At 70.5% G+C, this 19,026-nt stretch carries 12 protein-coding genes; 4 read left to right on the top strand and 8 right to left on the bottom strand.

The features are described 5' to 3' along the window. Positions 1 to 47 precede the first annotated feature (47 nt). On the top strand, positions 48 to 494 hold the full coding sequence (locus DT073_RS03700; protein WP_240638745.1) for a recombinase family protein: 447 nt from the start codon (positions 48 to 50) through the stop codon (positions 492 to 494). Positions 495 to 605: 111 nt separating this feature from the next. After that, the gene (locus DT073_RS03695) at positions 606 to 1,163 is read left to right on the top strand and encodes a flavin reductase family protein (protein WP_124292166.1); all 558 of its coding nucleotides are present in this window, start codon (positions 606 to 608) and stop codon (positions 1,161 to 1,163) included. Positions 1,164 to 1,548: 385 nt separating this feature from the next. On the opposite strand, the gene DT073_RS03690 is transcribed toward DT073_RS03695, so the two are convergent. From DT073_RS03690 to DT073_RS03660, 7 genes are all read right to left on the bottom strand, one after another. After that, positions 1,549 to 3,822: an ATP-binding cassette domain-containing protein gene (locus DT073_RS03690; protein WP_124292165.1), complete on the bottom strand. Its 2,274-nt coding sequence runs from the start codon at positions 3,820 to 3,822 to the stop codon at positions 1,549 to 1,551. Between the two features lie 76 nt (positions 3,823 to 3,898). Further along, entirely contained in the window at positions 3,899 to 4,486 is a 588-nt protein-coding gene (locus DT073_RS03685; RefSeq protein ID WP_124292164.1) for a DNA-3-methyladenine glycosylase I, read from the bottom strand. A gap of 39 nt (positions 4,487 to 4,525) precedes the next feature. Beyond that, positions 4,526 to 6,649 (bottom strand): acyl-CoA dehydrogenase family protein, encoded by a 2,124-nt coding sequence (locus DT073_RS03680; protein WP_124292163.1) that lies wholly within the window; start codon positions 6,647 to 6,649, stop codon positions 4,526 to 4,528. 189 nt (positions 6,650 to 6,838) lie between these two features. Further along, positions 6,839 to 8,506 (bottom strand): formate--tetrahydrofolate ligase, encoded by a 1,668-nt coding sequence (locus DT073_RS03675; RefSeq protein WP_124292162.1) that lies wholly within the window; start codon positions 8,504 to 8,506, stop codon positions 6,839 to 6,841. A gap of 83 nt (positions 8,507 to 8,589) precedes the next feature. Further along, positions 8,590 to 10,581, bottom strand: coding sequence for a DNA helicase RecQ (recQ, locus tag DT073_RS03670; protein ID WP_124292161.1), 1,992 nt, complete (start codon positions 10,579 to 10,581; stop codon positions 8,590 to 8,592). A gap of 34 nt (positions 10,582 to 10,615) precedes the next feature. Next, entirely contained in the window at positions 10,616 to 11,152 is a 537-nt protein-coding gene (locus DT073_RS03665) for a DUF1697 domain-containing protein (protein WP_124292160.1), read from the bottom strand. A gap of 67 nt (positions 11,153 to 11,219) precedes the next feature. Beyond that, positions 11,220 to 13,772 (bottom strand): DEAD/DEAH box helicase, encoded by a 2,553-nt coding sequence (locus DT073_RS03660; RefSeq protein ID WP_124292159.1) that lies wholly within the window; start codon positions 13,770 to 13,772, stop codon positions 11,220 to 11,222. A gap of 110 nt (positions 13,773 to 13,882) precedes the next feature. Between DT073_RS03660 and DT073_RS03655 the strand changes: the two genes are divergently transcribed. Further along, entirely contained in the window at positions 13,883 to 14,197 is a 315-nt protein-coding gene (locus DT073_RS03655; protein WP_240638726.1) for a GNAT family N-acetyltransferase, read from the top strand. Next, positions 14,194 to 15,222: a pirin family protein gene (locus DT073_RS03650; RefSeq protein WP_124292157.1), complete on the top strand. Its 1,029-nt coding sequence runs from the start codon at positions 14,194 to 14,196 to the stop codon at positions 15,220 to 15,222. Before DT073_RS03655 ends, DT073_RS03650 begins: the two co-directional genes overlap by 4 nt. A 90-nt stretch (positions 15,223 to 15,312) precedes the next feature. Here the strand turns inward: DT073_RS03650 and DT073_RS03645 are convergent, their stop codons facing one another. After that, entirely contained in the window at positions 15,313 to 18,897 is a 3,585-nt protein-coding gene (locus DT073_RS03645; RefSeq protein WP_124292156.1) for a S8 family serine peptidase, read from the bottom strand. Positions 18,898 to 19,026 lie beyond the last annotated feature (129 nt).

The following is a 19,026-nucleotide window of genomic DNA, read 5'->3' as shown; positions in this document are numbered from 1 at the left end:
GGGTCGAAAGGTCGCGACACCCGTCATCCCGGGAGAGAATGGATGCCATGAGTGCGGGATTCGGCGAGGCGATGGAGACCAGCCCCGTCCCGGTGCCCCACGATGCAGCCGACTGCCCGAAGTGCTTCACCGAACTGCAGCGCGATCGCGATTGGTGGGCCGCCCGCCCGTCGGGTGCGCGCCTGGTCGGACTCGTCATCGCCCGCGACGACATGCCGTCGGTGGTCGAGCAGCGTGATCTGCTCACCCGCTTCGGGGTGCCCATCGAGGGATTCCGTCATCCCTCGCCGGAGACCCTCGAGAGCTGGGAGGAGCGGTTGGTGCGCCTGTTCGGCACGCTCCGCCACGGCGACGTGCTCGTCGTGGCGAACGTCCACGCGCTGGGACGCGATATCGAGGAGGAGACGCGCACCGTCGCCGCCCTCCGCCGCCGCGGCGTGGTCGTGAAGGTGCTCAGCCACGGCGCCCGGCACCTCTACGACGCCGGCCGGTGAGCCGTGGGGAATCGTTCGGGAGCCCGCGTGGTTTCCTCTGTCGTGGCCAGCTCTGAAACATCACGAAACGCGATGACGGCGAACGATCTGTCGCGGGCTAGCCTGCCGCCCATGACTCGTTCCGCCGCCGGCACCCATCCCGCGTCGTTCCCGACCGCCTCGCTCAGCGCTGAGGAGTTCAAGACCGTCTTCCGCGGACACCCCGGCGGCGTGGCCGTCATCACCGCCGACGCCGGCGACGGACCTGTCGCGCTGACGGCGACCTCGGTGTCGTCCGTGAGCGCGGAGCCGCCGCTGCTGATCTTCTCGCTCTCGGCCATCTCGTCGGCTGCCCCCACGATCGCCGCCGCCGACACGGTGGTCGTGCACCTGCTCGACGCGCACGACCTCGAGCTCGCCAAGCTCGCTGCCACCAGTGGCATCGACCGCTTCGCCGACACGTCGCTGTGGGCGCGGCTTCCCACGGGCGAGCCGGTCTTCCCCGGTGCGCGGGCGTGGCTGCGCTGCGCGATCATCAATCGGATGGATGCCGGCGCCTCGACCGTCATCGCCGCGCAGGCGCTGCAGCACCAGATCACCCGCGATGTCGAACCGGGCGAGCCCGCCGACGCGCTGGTCTACCACAACCGCAGCTGGCACCGCCTCGGCGAGCACTCGCAGCTCGGCTGAGACGCGGGCTGCGCGGCGCGGCGCCCTCGCGCGCAACCCGCCCCACCCCGCACCCACCCCGACCCGCCAAAAAACGCTGCCACGCCCCATCCCCAGCCACACTTTCTGCCCGGTCGCGGGAGGCGCGTGAGAGCGGCGCCCCCGCGCGACCCGCACCCCACCCCGCACCCACCCCGACCCGCCAAAAAACGCTGCCACGCCGCATCCCCAGCCGCACTTTCTGCCCGGTCGCGGGAGGCGCGTAAGCGCGGCGCCCTCGCGCGACCCGCCGCACCCCGCACCCACGCCGACCCGCCAGAAAACGCTGCCACGCCGCATCCCCAGCCGCACTTTCTGACGGGTCGCGCGAGGCGCGTAAGCGCGGCGCCCCCGCGGGACCCGGCGGTCAGCCGCCGACGTAGGTGCGCAGATGCCGCGCGGTGAGCGTGTCGGCCGTCGCCACGAGGTCGGCCGGTGTGCCCTCGAAGACGATGCGCCCACCGTCGTGGCCGGCGCCGGGACCCAGGTCGATGATCCAGTCGGCGTGCGCCATCACGGCCTGGTGGTGCTCGATGACGATGACGCTGTTGCCGGCGTCGACGAGCCGGTCGAGCAGGCGCAGGAGGTTGTCGACGTCGGCGAGGTGAAGCCCCGTCGTGGGTTCGTCGAGCACGTAGATCGCGCCCTTTTTGGCCATCGAGATCGCCAGCTTCAGGCGCTGCCGCTCACCGCCCGACAGCGTGTTGAGCGCCTGCCCGAGGGTGATGTACCCGAGGCCGACGTCGATGAGCCGTGCGAGCGTGGTGTGCGCCGGGCCGGTCGGGAAGAACTCCGCCGCCTCGGCCGCCGACATCGCCAGCACCTCGGCGATGTTCTTGCCGTTCAGGAGGTACTCGCGCACCTCGGCGCTGAAGCCGGTTCCCTCGCACACCTCGCAGAGCGTCTCGACGCTCTGCGTGTAGCCGAGGGTGGTGATGATGACGCCGAGACCCTTGCAGACCGGGCATGCGCCCGCCGAGTTCGCGCTGAACAGCGACGCCTTGACGCCGTTGGCCTTCGCGAACGCGGTGCGGACGGTGTCGAGGATTCCGGTATAGGTCGCCGGGCTCGAACGGCGCGAACCCTTGATCGGCGACTGGTCGACGACGACCACGTCGTCGAAGGACGGCACGTTCCCGTGGATGAGCGAGGACTTCCCCGACCCCGCCACACCCGTGACGACGGTGAGGATGCCCAGCGGGATGTCGACGTCGACCCCGGTGAGGTTGTGCTGTGTCGCTCCGCGGATCTCGAGCGCTCCGCGCGCGCCGCGGGGCGCAGCCTTGAGCGACGCGCGATGGTCGAGATGCCGGCCGGTGAGGGTCTGCGAGGCGCGCAGCCCCGCCACATCCCCGGTGTACTGGATCTCGCCACCCGCGCGGCCCGCACCGGGTCCGAGGTCGACGATGTGGTCGGCGATCTGGATGACCTCGGGCTTGTGCTCGACGACCAGCACGGTGTTGCCCTTGTCTCGCAGACGCTGGAGCAGGTCGTTCATCCGCTGGATGTCGTGCGGGTGAAGACCCGCCGTCGGCTCGTCGAAGACGTAGGTGATGTCGGTGAGCGATGACCCGAGGTGACGCACCATCTTGGTGCGCTGCGCCTCACCCCCCGACAGCGTGCCCGACGATCGATCGAGCGAAAGGTAGCCGAGACCCACCTCGACGAAGGTCGCGGTGAGGTGCTTCAGCCCCGACATGAGCGGCCCGACCTCGCGGTCGTCGACGGTGTCGAGCCACGCGGCCAGGTCGGAGATCTGCATCGCCGCGGCATCCGCGATCGAGATCCCGTCGATGAGGGATGCCCGCGCCGCCTCGTTCAGGCGCGACCCGCCGCACTCGGGGCACGCGGTGAACATCACGGCTCGGTCGACGAAGGCCCGCACGTGGGGCTGCAGCGCATCCCGGTCCTTCTGGAGGAACGACTTCGTGACCTTGGGGACGAGTCCCTCGTAGGTCATGTTGATGCCGGTGACCTTGATCTTCGTCGGCTCCTTGTACAGCAGCGCATGGAGCTCGTCGTCGGAGTAGTCGCGGATCTTCTTGCCGGGGTCGACGAAGCCCGACTCGGTGAAGATGCGCACCATCCACCCGTCGACGCTGTACCCCGGGATGGTCAGCGCGCCCTCGGCGAGCGACTTGTCGCGGTCGAAGAGCTGCTCGAGGTTGATGTCACTCACCTCGCCGAGTCCCTCGCAGCGCGGGCACCAGCCCTGCGGCAGGTTGAAGCTGTAGTGGAAGCTCGCGCCCGCGCTGGGCTGCCCGAGCCTGCTGAAGAGGATGCGCAGCATCGCCTGGGCGTCGGTGGCGGTGCCGACCGTCGATCGCGAGTTGGCGCCCATGCGCTCCTGATCGACGACGATCGAGGCGCTGACATTCTCGAGCGCGTCGACCTCGGGGCGGCTGAGCTGCTCCATGAACTGCTGCACGAAGGTCGGGTAGGTCTCGTTGATGAGGCGCTGCGACTCGTTCGCGATCGTGCCGAACACCAGCGACGACTTGCCCGATCCGCTGACGCCGGTGAAGACGGTGAGGCGCCGCTTGGGGATGTCGACGGTGACGTCCTTGAGGTTGTTCTCGCGGGCGCCGACGACACGGATGAGCCCATGCGAATCGGCGATGTGAGCGGATGCAGCGGTCATGCGTTTCCCGTCTGTCGAGGCGCCTAGACGATACAGCGTGCCAAGGACCGCGGACAGGGGGTGTCCGCAGTGGGTGTCACACGGGCGGTGATTCCGCCGCGCGCCAGCATCCCTCGAGGTGATCGTCGACCATGCCCGACGACTGCATCAGCGCGTACATCGTCGTCGAGCCGACGAAGCGGAAGCCGCGCTTCTTGAGGTCGCGGCTGAGCGCATCCGACTCGCGGGTGGTCGCCGGCAGATCGGCGAACGACCGCGGGCGCGGCCGGCCCGCGGCATCCGGAGCGTACGCCCACATCAGGGCATCGAGCGCGCCGTCGGGCATCTCGGCGACGATCCGGGCGTTGCCGATCGTGGCGAGGATCTTCGCGCGATTGCGGATGATCCCCGCATCGCCCATCAGCCGCTCGACATCGTCGTCGCCGAACCCGGCGACGACGATGGGGTCGAATCCGTCGAAGGCGTCGCGGAATGCCGGGCGCTTGCGGAGGATCGTGATCCACGAGAGTCCGGCCTGAAAGCCCTCGAGGCTCATCTTCTCGAAGAGCGGCCGGTCGCCGTGCAGCGGTCGGCCCCATTCCTCGTCGTGGTAGCGCCGATACTCGGGGTCGTCGCCGACCCACCCGCAGCGATCGCGTCCGTCGGGCCCCGTGACCACACTCATGCGGTCAGTATGCCCCGCACCGGCGACACCGGCCGCGCGCTACTTCTTCTGCAGCGTCTTGCCCTTCTGCAGCGACTTCTCCGAGATCGGCTCGTTGCCGGCGGCGGCTCGGGCGCGGTAGTACTCCCGGGCCTCCTCCTGGCGCACGCGCTCCTCACCCGAGGCGATGGGGGCGCGCACATGCTCGGGCGCGAACCCGTAGGCGTCGACGAGATCCTGGGCGTGGGGCCGCAGCCGCGCGCAGAGCCGGTCGATGTAGCGCGACACCGCGGCGGCGCGCTGGGTCGAGAGACGCCCGTTGATGAGGTACCACGCGAGATTCTTCTCGATGAGGTGAAGACCGAACAGATCGCGCAGCCAGGTGAGCACCTGGCGGGTGCCGGGGTCGGTCACGGCCTTGACCCCGTCGGAGAAGGCCTCCCACTGCAGCAGCTCGCCGTGCGCGCGGGCCGCCTCGATGAGCTCGGCCTGGTGACGATTGAACAGCGCCGCCGCCTCGGCCTTGTCGAGCTTGGAGGCGGGGCGGAGCGCCGCGGCGAGATCGGCGACCATCTGCTCGACGCGTCCCGACAGGATCTCGTGCTGCTGCTCGGCGCGGAGTCCGAGTTCCACCGAGCGGGCGGTGGAGCCGAAGTCGGCGACGGCCTGCCCGAGCTGGCGTAGCCCCGCACCGTGGAACACCTTGCCCGCCGTCTGGGCTGCCGCGAACCGGGCGAGCGCCGCGGCATCCTTGCCCTTGAACTGCTTGGCGTAGTCCGAGAGCAGGCGCTTGCCGACCAGCTGGAGGAGCACGTTGTTGTCACCCTCGAAGGTGACGTACACGTCGAGGTCGTGGCGCAGCCCCGTCATCCGGTTCTCGGCCAGGAATCCCTGACCGCCGCACGCCTCGCGGCTCTCCTGGATCGTGTTCAGCGCGTTCCAGGTCGACAGCGGCTTCAGCGCCGCGGCGAGGGTCTCGAGGTCCTCGCGCTCCTCAGGGGTGTCGGCGCGGCCCGAGAAGACCCCGTCGAACTTGCGCAGCAGTTCGTCGTGGGCGAAGAACTGGGCGTAGTTCTGGGCGACGAGCGGCAGCAGCCGCCGCTGGTGCTTGCCGTAGTCGAGCAGCATGACCTCGTCGCTGCCGGCTCCCGAGTCGAACTGACGGCGCTGGTTGCCGTAGGTGACGGCGATGTAGAGAGCCAGAGCGGATGCCGTCGTGACGGCCCCGTCGAGAGAGACGCGTCCCTGCACGAGGGCGCCGAGCATCGTGAAGAAGCGACGCCCGGGGCTGTCGATGGGGCTCGAGTACGAGCCGTCGGGCGCGACGTCGCCGTAGCGGTTGAGAAGGTTCTCACGCGGGACGCGCACCTGGTCGAAGTGCAGGCGGCCGTTGTCGATGCCGTTCAGGCCGCCCTTGGGTCCGTCGTCCTCGCCGCCGATGCCGGGGAGGAAGGCGCCCTCGTCATCGCGGATCGGCACGAAGAAGCAGTGCACGCCGTAGTTGACGCCGCCGGTGATCAGCTGCGCGAAGACCGTCGCGGCCTTGCCGTGCAGGGCCGCGTTGCCGAGGTAGTCCTTCCAGGCCGCACGGAACGGCGTGTGGATGACGAACTCCTCGGTGTCGGGGTCGTAGGTCGCGGTGGTGCCGATGGCGGCGACGTCGGACCCGTGCCCGGTCTCGGTCATGGCGAACGCCCCGGGGAGCTCCATCGACATGACAGGGCGGAGCCACCTGTCCCAGTGCTTCTTGGTGCCCAGCTGGTAGATCGCCGAGGCGAAGAGCCCCCACTGCACACCCGACTTGATCTGAAGGCTCGGGTCGGCGAGCACGAGCTCCTCGAAACCGGCGAGGTTGGCGCCGTTGTCGTCGCCACCGCCGTACTCGGCGGGGAACGCGCGGCGCCCGCCGCCGTTGTCGGCGAGGAGGTGCAGCTGCGTGAGGGTGCGCTCACGGTGCTCGGCGACCGTCAGGTCGTTGACCTGCCAGAACGCGGAGTCCTTGATCAGCTCGCGCGCCTCGCGGCGGGTGTCGGCCCACGTGCCGAGCAGCAGGTTCGTGACGGCATCGATGTCGATGCGGGCCTCGGATGCCTCGGCCGCCGTGTGGGCGGCGGTCGGCGCTCCGCCGGCGGGCGTGCGGGAGTCGGATGCGGGGGTTTCAGGACGAACGGCGGCGTCGGCCATTTCTCACCTCTCCAGAAGGAGTCGAAGGAAGTCACCTAAACCGTAGGTGTCCCACAACGTGCTACCAAGTGCGTTGTGCTTTAGGCACAAGGGTGCCCGGCCACGTCGCCGGGGGCGGTTGTGCCCAAGCGACATCCGGCCCCGCAGGGGACCCCGGCGGGCGCCCCGCAGGGGATCCCGGGGGCGAGGTCAGAAGAGCCCGACGATCCGCCCGTCGTCGGTGACGTCGATGGTGTTCGCGGCGGGCACGGCGGGCAGGCCCGGCATCGTCATGATGTCGCCGCAGATCATCACGACGAAGCGGGCGCCGGCGGCCAGGCGCACCTCGCGGATGTCGACGACGTGACCGGTCGGCGCCCCGCGCAGGCGCGGGTCGGTCGAGAACGAGTACTGCGTCTTGGCCACACAGACGGGATACCCGCCGTACCCCTCCTCCTGGAGGCGACGGATCTGCGCGCGCACGGCGCTGGAGGCGGTGACATCGGATGCGCCGTAGATGCGCGTGGCGATGGCCCGCATCTTGTCCCACAGGGTCGCGTCATCGGGATAGGTGAGCGCCGGCTCCGACGGTTCTTCGCAAAGGCGCACGACCTCGCGGGCGAGCTCCTCTGCGCCTCGACCGCCCTCGGCGAAGTGCCGGGCGACGACGGCGGTGACCCCGGCGGCTGCCGCCTCCTCCTGGAGCGCGGCGACCTCGGCATCGGTGTCTTCGGCCCGGTGGTTGATCGCCACGACCACGGGAAGACCGAGCACACCGTGCACGATCTCGATGTGGCGCCGCGGGTTGACCGCGCCGCGGCGGAGCGCCGCGACATCTTCCGTGGCGAGGTCTGCGACCTCGACACCGCCGTGGTACTTCATCGCCCGCACCGTGGCGACGATGACGGCAGCCGAGGGACGCAGCCCCGTGGAGCGGCAGAGGATGTCGACGAACTTCTCGGCGCCGAGGTCGGATCCGAATCCCGCCTCGGTCACGACGTAGTCGGCCAGGTGCAGCGCCGTGTCGGTCGCGAGGTACGAGTTGCAGCCGTGCGCGATGTTCGCGAACGGACCACCGTGGACGAACGCCGGGGTGTGCTCGAGCGTCTGGACGAGGTTGGGCGCCAGCGCATCGCGCAGCAGCGCCGCCATGGCACCGTGCGCGTCGAGGTCACGGGCGCGCACCGGCTGCCGCTCGCGCGTGTGGCCGATCACGATCTCGCCCAGCCGCGCCTTCAGGTCGGCGAGGTCGGTGGCGAGGCAGAAAATGGCCATCACCTCGCTCGCCACGACGATGTCGAACCCGCTCTCACGCGGATAGCCGTTGCCCGGGCCGCCGAGGCCCGCGACCACGTCGCGCAGGGCGCGGTCGTTCACATCGAGCACCCGCCGCCACGTGACCCGGCGGACGTCGATGCCGAGGGCGTTGCCGTGATGGATGTGGTTGTCGATGAGGGCCGCGAGGAGGTTCGTCGCCACACCGTTCGCGGCGAAGTCGCCGGTGAAGTGCAGGTTGATGTCTTCCATCGGCACCACCTGCGCGTACCCGCCCCCGGCCGCGCCGCCCTTCATCCCGAACACCGGACCGAGCGCCGGCTCGCGCAGGCAGATGGCGGCACGCGCCCCGACCCGGTTCAGCGCGTCGCCGAGGCCGACCGTCGTCGTGGTCTTCCCCTCGCCCGCCGGCGTCGGGGAGACCGCGGTCACCAGGACGAGGTGGCCGCGCGGGCGATCCCGGATGCTGCGGGCGAACTCCAGCGACACCTTGGCCTTGTGCCGCCCGTAGGGTTCGAGGGCCTCGGCGGGGATGCCGAGCCTGTCGGCGATCACCCCGATGGGTTCGAGCTGCGCCGCCTGGGCGATGTCGATGTTGCTCATTGCGGGGCCAGACCTCCCGGGCCTCATCGCCCGATGCCGTGAGGGGCCTCATCGCCCCTCACAGGAGCCTAGAGGACGCGGGTTCAGCCGGCCCGGACCACATCGAGGACGGCCTCGCCGTACGCCTCGCGCTTCTTCGCCCCGATTCCAGGGATGCCTTCGAGGTCGGCCGCGCTCTCGGGGCGGCGTTCGGCGAGCGCGCGCAGTGTCGCGTCGCCGAACACGATGTACGCGGGCACACCCTGCTCGCGTGCGACGCCCGCGCGCCAGGCGCGCAGCGCCTCGAACAGCGGCTTGTCGCCGTCATCCAGCGTCTCGCTCGCCGCGGCTTTGCGAACGCGACCACCGCCGCCCGACCGCCCGAGCACGTCACGGCGGAGCGGCACCGCGCTGTCGCCGCGCAGCACGTCGGGCGCCGCGTCGCCGAGAGCGAGAGTGCCGTACTCGCCGCGGGCGACGAGGATGCCGCGGGCGAGGAGCTGCCGGATGACGCTGCGCCAGTCCTGCTCGCTCAGGTCGTCGCCGATGCCGAAGGTGGCCAGCTGATCGTGCCGCTGCTGACGCACTCGCTCGGTGCTGTTGCCGCGGAGGATGTCGATGAGCTGTCCGGCGCCGAACGACTGGTTGCGCTCGCGCTGCAGCCGCACGATCGTGGACAGCAGCTTCTGCGCGGCGACGGTGCCCTCCCACGTCTCGGGAGGCTCGAGGCAGGTGTCGCAGTTGCCGCAGGGGTCGGAGGGCTGGCCGAAGTAGGCGAGGAGGTTCTGCCGGCGGCATCCGACCGTCTCGCACAGCGCCAGCATCGCGTCCAGGTGCTGACCCAGGCGGGTCTTGAACACGCGGTCACCTGGGGAGGCGTCGATCAGGCGACGCTGCTGGACCACGTCGCCCAGCCCGTAGGCCATCCACGCGATGCTCGGCTCGCCGTCGCGCCCGGCGCGCCCGGTCTCCTGGTAGTAGCCCTCGACCGACTTGGGCAGGTCGATGTGCGCGACGAACCGCACGTCGGGCTTGTCGATCCCCATCCCGAACGCGATGGTGGCCACCATCACCACCCCGTCGTCGCGGAGGAACCGCGCCTGGTGAGCGGCGCGCATCTCGGCCGGGAGCCCGGCGTGGTACGGCAGCGCGTCGATGCGCTGCGCCCGGAGGTACTCGGCGGTCTGCTCGACGGTCTTCCGGCTGAGGGCGTAGACGATGCCCGCCGACCCCTCGGGCTGGGCGCGGATGAACGAGACCAGCTGCTTGCGCGGCTCGACCTTCGGCTCGATGCGGTACTGGATGTTGGGACGGTCGAAGCTCGCGACGAAGTGGCGGGCGTCGGGCAGGCGGAGCCGCTCGGTGAGCTCGCGATGGGTCTCGCGGGTGGCGGTGGCGGTCAGGGCCAGCCGCGGAACGCCGGGGAATCGCTCGGCGAGATCGCCGAGGGCGAGGTAATCGGGCCGGAAGTCGTGCCCCCACTGCGACACGCAGTGGGCCTCGTCGACGGCGATCACGCTCAGCCGGCCGCGCTGGAGGAGCGCGGTGGTCGCCGGGTGGGAGAGCCGCTCGGGCGCGACGTAGAGGAGGTCGATCTTGCCGGCGAGGTACGCGCGCTCGGTGGCGGCGCGCTCGGGCTGGGACTGCGTGGAATTGAGGTAGGCCGCACGCACGCCGTTGGCGACGAGCGCATCGACCTGGTCGTGCATGAGGGCGATGAGGGGGGAGATCACCAGGCCGGTGCCCGGTCGCACGAGAGCGGGCACCTGATAGGTGACGCTCTTCCCGGCGCCGGTCGGCATGAGCACCACCGCGTCACCGCCGGCGATGACGTGCTCGACCACCGCGGCCTGGTCGCCGCGGAACGCGTCGTAGCCGTAGACCTCTTTCAGAACCGCCCGCGGGTCGCCGCCGGTGAAGTCGCGGCGCGCGACACTCGGCGCGGCGGCCGGGGCTGCCGGCGCGTCATCCGGGGGCTGCCAGACGTCTTCCGGCGGGTACCACTCGTCGTCGGGCGGCGGCAGGTCGGGAGAGACGAGATCGAAGGGGGGCGCCTCGTCGAGGGGGTATCGGTCCGCGTGCGCCACGGCGGCCATGCTACGCGGTGACGCCGACACCGGCTTCGGTCTGTCAACACCACCGCTCGGCGAGGGCCGTGACGACGGTGTGCGTGCGGTTGGTCGCGACGCCCAGCAGCTTCGTCGCGGCGAGCGGATCGACCTCGCCGCTCCGGTAGCCGTCGCCGAGCAGGGCGTGGGCCGCGCGCCCGCGGACGACCATCCTGCCCAGATCCCCGGAGGTCGCCTCGACGGCCGCCGCCTGCGCCGAGGACAGCTCGTCCTTCAGCAGGGAGACATAGTGGCGCGCGAGGCCCGGATGCGCGGCGGCGAGTTCTGCGACATCGGCCGCGATCGACCGGAACTCGGTCTGCGTGAAGACGATCGTCGGCACGTCGAATCCACGATCGGCGGCGAAGGCCGCCTCCAGCGTCGATTCGATGCGTGCGCGAGAGCGCATCGGCGTGGTGAAACGGACGTTGCCGGTGTTGATGTAGGTCGCGACGCCTTCGAACCCGAGGCTCTCCACGACCCGGCGGATGTCGTCTTTCGGGAAGACGCGCTTCGGGCCGAGATTGACGGCACGGAGGAAGGCGAGAAAGGTCGGCACGCTCCCGTTGTAGCGGATCGAAGGTCGGAATCGTCGGGCTCGAGGTGACGCGTGTGAGCCCGAGGGGTCAGAGGCGCACGACCTCGGTCACGCGCACCACCGCGGTGCCTTCGGCGACGGATGCCTCGAGGTCGACCTCGGCACGGATGCGCCAGTCATGGTGACCGGCCGGATCATCGATCGTCTGCTCGACCGCCCAGCGCCCCTCGGCGGCGTCGGTCTCGTCGATCGTGACCAGCGCGGACGAACGGGCGGATCCGCCGGTGAGGATCTCGTCGTGCTCGTCGAAGTAGTCATCGAGAGAGGTGGGCCAGTCGACGTCGGGGTCGAGCGCGACGAGCTCGTCATCGCGCTGTAGCGCGGCCAGCTGAACGCGGCGGAACAGCTCGTTGCGCACCAGAACGACGAACGCGCGCCGATTGGTGAGGATCGACGGGGGCGCCGGCGGCACGACGGGCGCATCGGGGTCGGCGGCCGGGTTGATCAGCGCCTCCCACTCGTCGACGAGACTCGAGTCCACCTGACGCACGAGCTCCCCGAGCCAGGCGACGAGGTCGAGGAGGTCGGGCGTCTGGGCCTCGGCGGGAACCGTCTGACGGATCGCACGGTACGCGTCGCTGAGATAGCGGAGGACGAGTCCCTCGCTGCGCCCGAGCTGGTAGAAGGAGACGAACTCGGCGAAGGACAGGGCTCGCTCGAACATGTCGCGGACGACCGATTTCGGCGACAGGGCGAAGTCGCGGACCCACGGCTGGCTCGAAGCGAACACCTCGAAGGTCTGCTCCAGCAGCTCGGCGAGCGGCTTGGGGTAGGTGATCTCCTCGAGCGCGGCCATCCGGTCGTCGTACTCGACGCCGTCCCGTTTCATCGCCGCGACCGCCTCGCCGCGCGCGCGGAACTCCTGCTGGGAGAGGATCGGCCGCGGATCGTCGAGGGTGGCTTCGATCACGCTCACGACATCGAGGGCGTAGTGGCCGGTTCCCGCGGTGCGGCCCGCGTCGTCGCCGTCGGCCCCCCGCTCGACAGACCTCCCCTGCTCGACACCGGGATCGAGCACCTCGATCGCCGCAAGCGCGAAGGGGGACAGCGGCTGATTGAGCGCGAAGTTCGGCTGCAGGTCGACCGTGAGACGAACGGCGCCGCCCGGGCGCTCCACCACGACGATGCCGGCGACGACGAGCGTGCGGAAGATCGCCAGCGCGCGGCGGGCCAGCGCGAGCTGACGGGGCCGCGGCTCGTGGTTGTCGAAGACGAGGCTGCGCACGTGCGCGAAGACGTCGCCGCCGCGGGCGATGACGTTGATGAGCATCGCCGCGGTGAGCTGCAGGTGCGGGACGAGCGGCTCGGGTTCGGCGGCGACGAGTCGCTCGAACGACGCCTCGCCCCAGTTGACGAACCCTTGCGGAGCCTTCTTGCGGACGACCTTCCGCTGCTTCTTGGGGTCGGATCCGGCCTTCGCGACGGCCGCGGCGTTCTCGATCTCGTGCTCGGGCGCCATCACGACCACGGTGCCGGCGGTGTCGAATCCGGCGCGACCTGCCCGACCCGCGATCTGGTGGAATTCGCGGGCGGTGAGGTGACGCATCCGCTGGCCGTCGTACTTGGTCAGCGCCGTCAGCACCACCGTGCGGATCGGCACGTTGATGCCGACCCCGAGCGTGTCGGTGCCGCAGATGACCCGCAGCAGCCCGCGCTGGGCGAGGGTCTCGACCAGTCGTCGGTATCGCGGCAGCATCCCGGCGTGGTGCACGCCGATGCCCGCGCGGACGAGGCGGGAGAGGGTCTTGCCGAATCCGGTGGTGAATCGGAATCCCCCGATCGCCTCGGCGATCTCGTCGCGGCGTTCCCGCGAGACGATCCGCACGCTCGACAGTGCCTGCGCGCGTTCCATGGCCGCCGCCTGCGAGAAGTGCACGATGTAGATCGGCGCCTTCTGGTCGGAGAGCAGCTCCTCGACGATCTCGTGCGCCGCAGAGCGCGAGTAGGTGTAGTCGAGCGGCACCGGGCGGTCGACTCCGGTGATCTCGGCGACCTCGCGACCGGTGCGCCGGCGGAGGTCGGCGGAGATCTCGGAGGTGTCGCCGAGCGTGGCCGACATGAGGACGAACTGGGCGCGCGGCAGCAGCAGCAGGGGCACCTGCCACGCCCACCCCCGATCGGGATCGCCGTAGTAGTGGAACTCGTCCATGACGACCTGGTCCACCGCGGCGTCCGGTCCCTGCCGCAGGGCGAGGTTCGCCAGGATCTCGGCCGTGCAGCACACGATCGGAGCGTCGGGGTTCACCGAGGAGTCCCCGGTGACCATGCCGACCTTCTCGGCGCCGAAGATGTCCACCAGCGCGAAGAACTTCTCGCTCACGAGGGCCTTGATCGGCGCGGTGTAGTAGGTTCGGCCGCCGCGGGCGAGTGCGATCGCGTGCGCGGCGACGGCCACGAGCGACTTTCCCGTCCCCGTCGGCGTGGACAGGATGACATGGGCGCCCGATACCAGTTCGACCACCGCCTCGTCCTGGGCGGGGTACAAGCTCAGCCCGCGATCGGCCGCCCACGCGGCGAACCCCTCGTACGCCGCATCCGGATCTGCACCGGTCGGGACGGCGTCGAGCAGCGAGAGGGGCATCCAGCGAGTCTGCCCGATCCACGCGCCAAGTGGCGCCGGGTGGCGCGACGGCATCCTCGCGGAATGTCTTCGGGGCGGCTTAGGTTGGGATGCACAACGGAAGGACGCCCGTGAGCGACGAGACCGACACCATCACCGTCACCCGCAACGACGAGGCCGGCCGCTACGAGATCCACGTCGGCGACGCGCTCGGCGGATTCTCGCAGTTCATCACCGACTCCCGAGGTCGCGAGCTGTTCATCCACACCGAGATCGACGAGGCCTTCGCCGGCCGCGGACTCGGCGGCACCCTGGTCGGCCAGGCGATGGCGGATGTCGCGGCGCGGGGGGCCACGATGGTTCCCCGCTGCCCCTTCGTCGCGCGCTGGCTGGGGAAGCACGAGGTCGCCGGCCTGCAGGTCGACTGGCCGGAGCCCCGGCCATGACACGCCTCGACGCTCCGACGAAGGGCACGGCAGGCGGCCTGGACGCCTCCGCCGAGCTGTCGGCGGCGGTGGAGTGCGACGGCCCGCGGGCCCTGCTGCTCGAGGCGCGCGAGGTGCCGCTCGGCGGGGTGCGCGGGATGGAGGTCTACCGGGCGCTTCCCCAGCGCGACCTGCCGATCGTCGGGGCGTGGTGCTTCTTGGACCGGTTCGGTCCGCAGGAGACCACGATGCGGGTCGAACCCCATCCGCACATCGGACTGCAGACGGTGACGTGGCCTCTCGTCGGCGAGGTGCGCCACCGCGACTCGGTGGGCAGCGACGTCGTGGTGCGCCGCGGCGCGTTGAACCTCATGACGAGCGGCGCCGGCATCTCGCACTCGGAGTACTCCCTCGGCGACGGTCCGACCGCGCTCGACGCCCTTCAGTTGTGGGTGGCGCTCCCCGAGTCACGACGAAACGGTGCCCCCGATTTCGAGCGGCACGAGGCGCTGCCCACACTGCGGCTGGATGCCACGACGGGCGCCGACGGTGAAGCGACCGTCGTGATGGGGAGCCTGGGAGAGGCGGCATCACCGGCGAGCGCCTTCACACCCATCGTCGGCGCCGAGATCCGCATCCCCGCCGGGTCGCGGGTGCGCGTACCGCTGCGGCCGGAATGGGAGCACGCCGTCCTCGGCCTCACGGGCGAGGTCGACGTGTTCGACGTCGTCGATGAGTCCGACGGCCGCCCCGCGGCATCCGTCGACGACCGCCATCTGCTCTATCTCGGAACCCGCCGGAGCGGGGTGGAACTGTCCAGTTCGGATGACGCCACGGTCTTCCTCCTCGGAGGCGAGCCGTTCGAAGACGAGATCGTCATGTGGTGGAACTTCGTCGGCCGCTCGCACGAGGAGATCGTCGAAGCGCGCGAGGCCTGGCAGGCACGCGGCGACCGCTTCGGTCGGGTCGTCGATCACGGCGACGAGTGGATCCCCGCTCCGCCGCTTCCGGCCGTGCGCCTGACACGCCGGCGCCGCCGGGTCTAGCCTGCGCCCCCGACGCCGCCCCGAAACGCCGGCGGCGCCCGAGCCGAAGCCCGGACGCCGCCGTCGTTCTCAGCGCGGTCGCTCTCCGCGTCAGCGGAGCACGAGGAACCCGGAGAGTCCCGTCGAGGTCTCGACCGTGTCGCTGCCGCCGTACTGCGCGACCACGACGTGCACGCCGCGGTTCTGCTTGGGCAGCGGGAAGGCGACCTGACCGTTCACGAGGGTGCCGGTGTACTTCTTCGCATCCACGAAGAGGGTCACCTCACCCTCGGGCACGACGCCGTTCCGGGCCGAGACCGTCACGGTGGCGACGAACTCCTGCGAGCTCGATCCGACGTAGCGGTTGAGGCTCACCCGCGTGTCGGAAGCCACCTTGACGAACACCTCGGCGCTCGTCGCGGTGCCGGGGTTGATGTTCCCCTCGGCCGTGGCGGTGACGCGCACCGACAGGGCGGCGCCCTGGTCGTCGCGGGTCACGCGGTAGCGGTCGGAGGTCGCCCCCTCGATCGGCTCGCCGTTACGCAGCCACTGGTAGGCGACCGTCACCTCGGCCGGGTCCCACGTGCCGGGGTCAGCGGTGAGGGTGCGTCCGATCTTCGGGGTTCCGCTGATCGACGGAGCCTCGACCGCGACCGGAGCCGCGGCCCCGGCATCGACCTCGACGACCGTCCGCACCGCCGAGTCGCCGTAGCCGACGACACCGAGGTAACGGGTCTCGGCCTCCAGGCCCGACCACGAGACGGTGTAGGTCGCGGGCACGCCCTGCTGCACGGGCAGCGGGTTCGGCGTCGCGGTGAACGAGCCCGCGCCACCCGGGGTGACGACCGCCGACGTGAGATCCCACGTCAGGGGCTGCGTGATCGAGTACATGTTCGCGATGACCAGGTACGTCCCCGCCTCGGGGTCGTCCAGGCTCACCTGCTCGTCGGCAGACGCCGTCGCCGAAGACCACGACTCGTAGTAGCGGAGGTCATCCGGAGCGACCACGCGGTACACGAACAGGTCGAGGTCGCTGCCCTCGTCATCCGACGAGTCCAGCTTCCACTGTGCGAGCGTCGCACCCTCGGCCACGTCGACGATCCACGCGACGTCACCGTTCTCGTCACCGGAGTTCTCGTTTCCGGTGTGGCCCTCGACGGGGTTCGCGGGGTCGGTGAGCAGGCTCACCGGCGCGAGGCCCGAGAGGTTCAGTGCGAGGTCGCCGGTCACGCCGGGCGTGATGGTCACGTCGGTGCTGCCGGTGATCCCCTCGCCCGAGGCCGTCGCCGGAGCATCCGCCGTCACGGGCACCACCGCGAGCGGCGAGCGCGCGGTGGTGCCGTCACCGCCGGTCCAGGTGAGGAAGCCCGTGGCCCACTGCTCGACGGGAGCCGTGGCGTTCGAGATCGTCACCGAGAACGACTGGCTCTCGCCTGCCGCCCCGAAGGTGAGCGTCGACGGCTCGACCGAGACGTTGACGCCGGGGATCGACGCATCCACCGTGTACGTGCCGGGGCGCGTCGCGGTGAGGGTGCGGGTCACGGTCTGCTCGCTGGAGAGCGTGCCGATCGCGATCGAGGCGAGGTTCAGGTCGCTGCCGTCGATGGGCTCGATACCGTCGAAGTCGAAGTTCCCCACGCCCTCGACGAACGCCGCCCAGTCAGCCGGGCCGTTGAGGTACAGCAGGCCCGGGTCGAGGAAGCGTCGCGCGTCGACCTGGCCGGCGCCCTGCGCGAACGGGTCGGTGTTCGCCGTCCCATCGGCGTTCACGGTGTCGTAGGCGGTGGTCATCATCGCCGACTTGACCTCGTCGGGCGTGGCCAGCGGGTTCTCGCCGAGGTACAGCGCGCCGAGCCCGGCGATGTGCGGCGCCGCCATCGAGGTGCCCGAGAGCACGCCGTACGCGGGGTTGCCGTCGGCATCGTTCTGCACCGCGGCGAGGATCGCCACACCGGGGGCGGCGATGTCGGGCTTGAGCACATCACTGCCGTCGGCGAGCATCGGGCCGCGGCTCGAGAAGCCCGCCACCTGCGGCACCGGGGTCTCGTTGCCGGTAATGTTGCCGCCGATGAGGGTCGCCGTGGGGTCGACGGTGTTCTGGACGTAGTCCAGCAGCGCGGGGCGCGCAGCGGCATCCAGGTGCACGGTCGGAACCGAGTGGAAGTCGTTGTCGAGCGACCCGGGGGTGACGTTCACGAGGATCATCCCGGTTCCGCCGGCGGCGGCGACCTCCTGCGACTTCTCCACGCGCGCGTTCACGCCGCGGTCGCAGACGACGATCTTGCCCGCGGCCTGCGCGGGGTCGACGGTGTCGAGGAAGCACAGCGCGGCATCGGCGGCGTTCGCGCCCGCGGCGGGGATGTCGCCGGCGTAGACGACCGGGCCGGTGACCTCCTCACCCTCCTGCACGGTGACCGACGCGCCGGCTTCGAGGAAGCCGTTCGGCAGCTGGACGCTGCCCTCCCAGGTGGGGATCGTCGACGCGGCGACGGTGGCGTACCACGGCGAGGCGTGGTCGGCGGTCGAGGCGTCGGGGCCGCTGTTGCCGGCGCTGACCGACACGAACACACCCGCGATGGCCGCGTTGAAGAACGAGATGTCGTCCGGCTGCCAGGTGGAGGATGCTGCGCCGCCACCGATCGAGTAGTTGATGACGTCGACGCCGTCGGCCACCGCGGTGTCGATCGCGTCGAGCAGGTCGCTCAGGGCGCAGATGTCGTCCTCGGTGACGAGCGGGTCGGGGCCTGCCCAGCAGGCCTTGTACGCCGAGACCTTCGCGGCCGGGGCGACACCCGAGATCGCGCCGAGGTCGATGCCCTCGATCGACGCGGCGACCTGGTCGTTGCCCGCGGCCGTGCCGGCGGTGTGCGAGCCGTGCCCGTCGTTGTCGCGGGGCGAGAGGTAATCGGCCTCGAAGGTGAAGCCGGCGGCGGCAGCGCCGTCGCCGAAGTAGCGCGCACCGATGAGCTTGGTGGAGTACGCCGACTCGTCCCACGCCTCGCCGGTCACGCGCTCCGCGCGGAACTGCGTGCCGTCGGCCTTGTCGAACACGACTTCGTTGCCCTCGAGGTAGGGCTCGCCCGTGCCCGGCGTCGTGCCCAGCGGGTCGCCGGCGAACGAGGGGTTCTCGGGAGCGATACCGGTGTCGATGACACCGACGACGACGCCCTCACCTGCGGCATCCACACCGCCGACCTGCTCCCACACGCCGCCGGCGCCCTCGAGGCCGAGGAACTCGGTGGAGGGGACCGCGTCGGGGTGACGGATCTCATCGGGGTACACGCCGATGACGCCGTCGGTCCCGGCGACCTTCGCGGCCTGCTCGGGCGACATCTTCGCGCTGAAACCGTTGAGGGTCAGCTGGTAGGTGGCCGCAGGGTCGACGCCGGTCTCGGCCGCGACATCCTGCTGCCGTTCGGCGAGGAAGGTGGAGTACTCCTCGACGGCCTGCGACTGGGTGTCGAGCTTCTCGCCCTCATCGGGCTTGGTGGGCGCGAGCCCTGCCTCGCCGCCCTCGTACGTCGCGACGGGCTCTTCCTCGAGCAGCACGATGTACGAACCGGTGGGGGAATCGATGGGAGTGGGGGGTGTCACCTCCTCTACGGGTGTCGCGGCATAGGCGCCGGTTGCTGCGGACCCGGTGAACAGGGCGGCGAGTGTGACGACCGCGGCTGCTCTCACGGAGGATCGACCCATAGAAGGCTCCCAACGAGGATGGTGTAGAGCGAGGCGTGCGCGGCATCATCGGCGCGCACGTCGGGCTAACGTAACTCACAGGCGAAACTCAGAGAACGCATTCCAGATGAGAACTCGATGAGATCCGCC

Source organism: Microbacterium sp. ABRD28, from assembly GCF_003850245.1.
Classification (GTDB): domain Bacteria; phylum Actinomycetota; class Actinomycetes; order Actinomycetales; family Microbacteriaceae; genus Microbacterium.
This window is presented reverse-complemented; position numbering and strand designations above follow the sequence as displayed.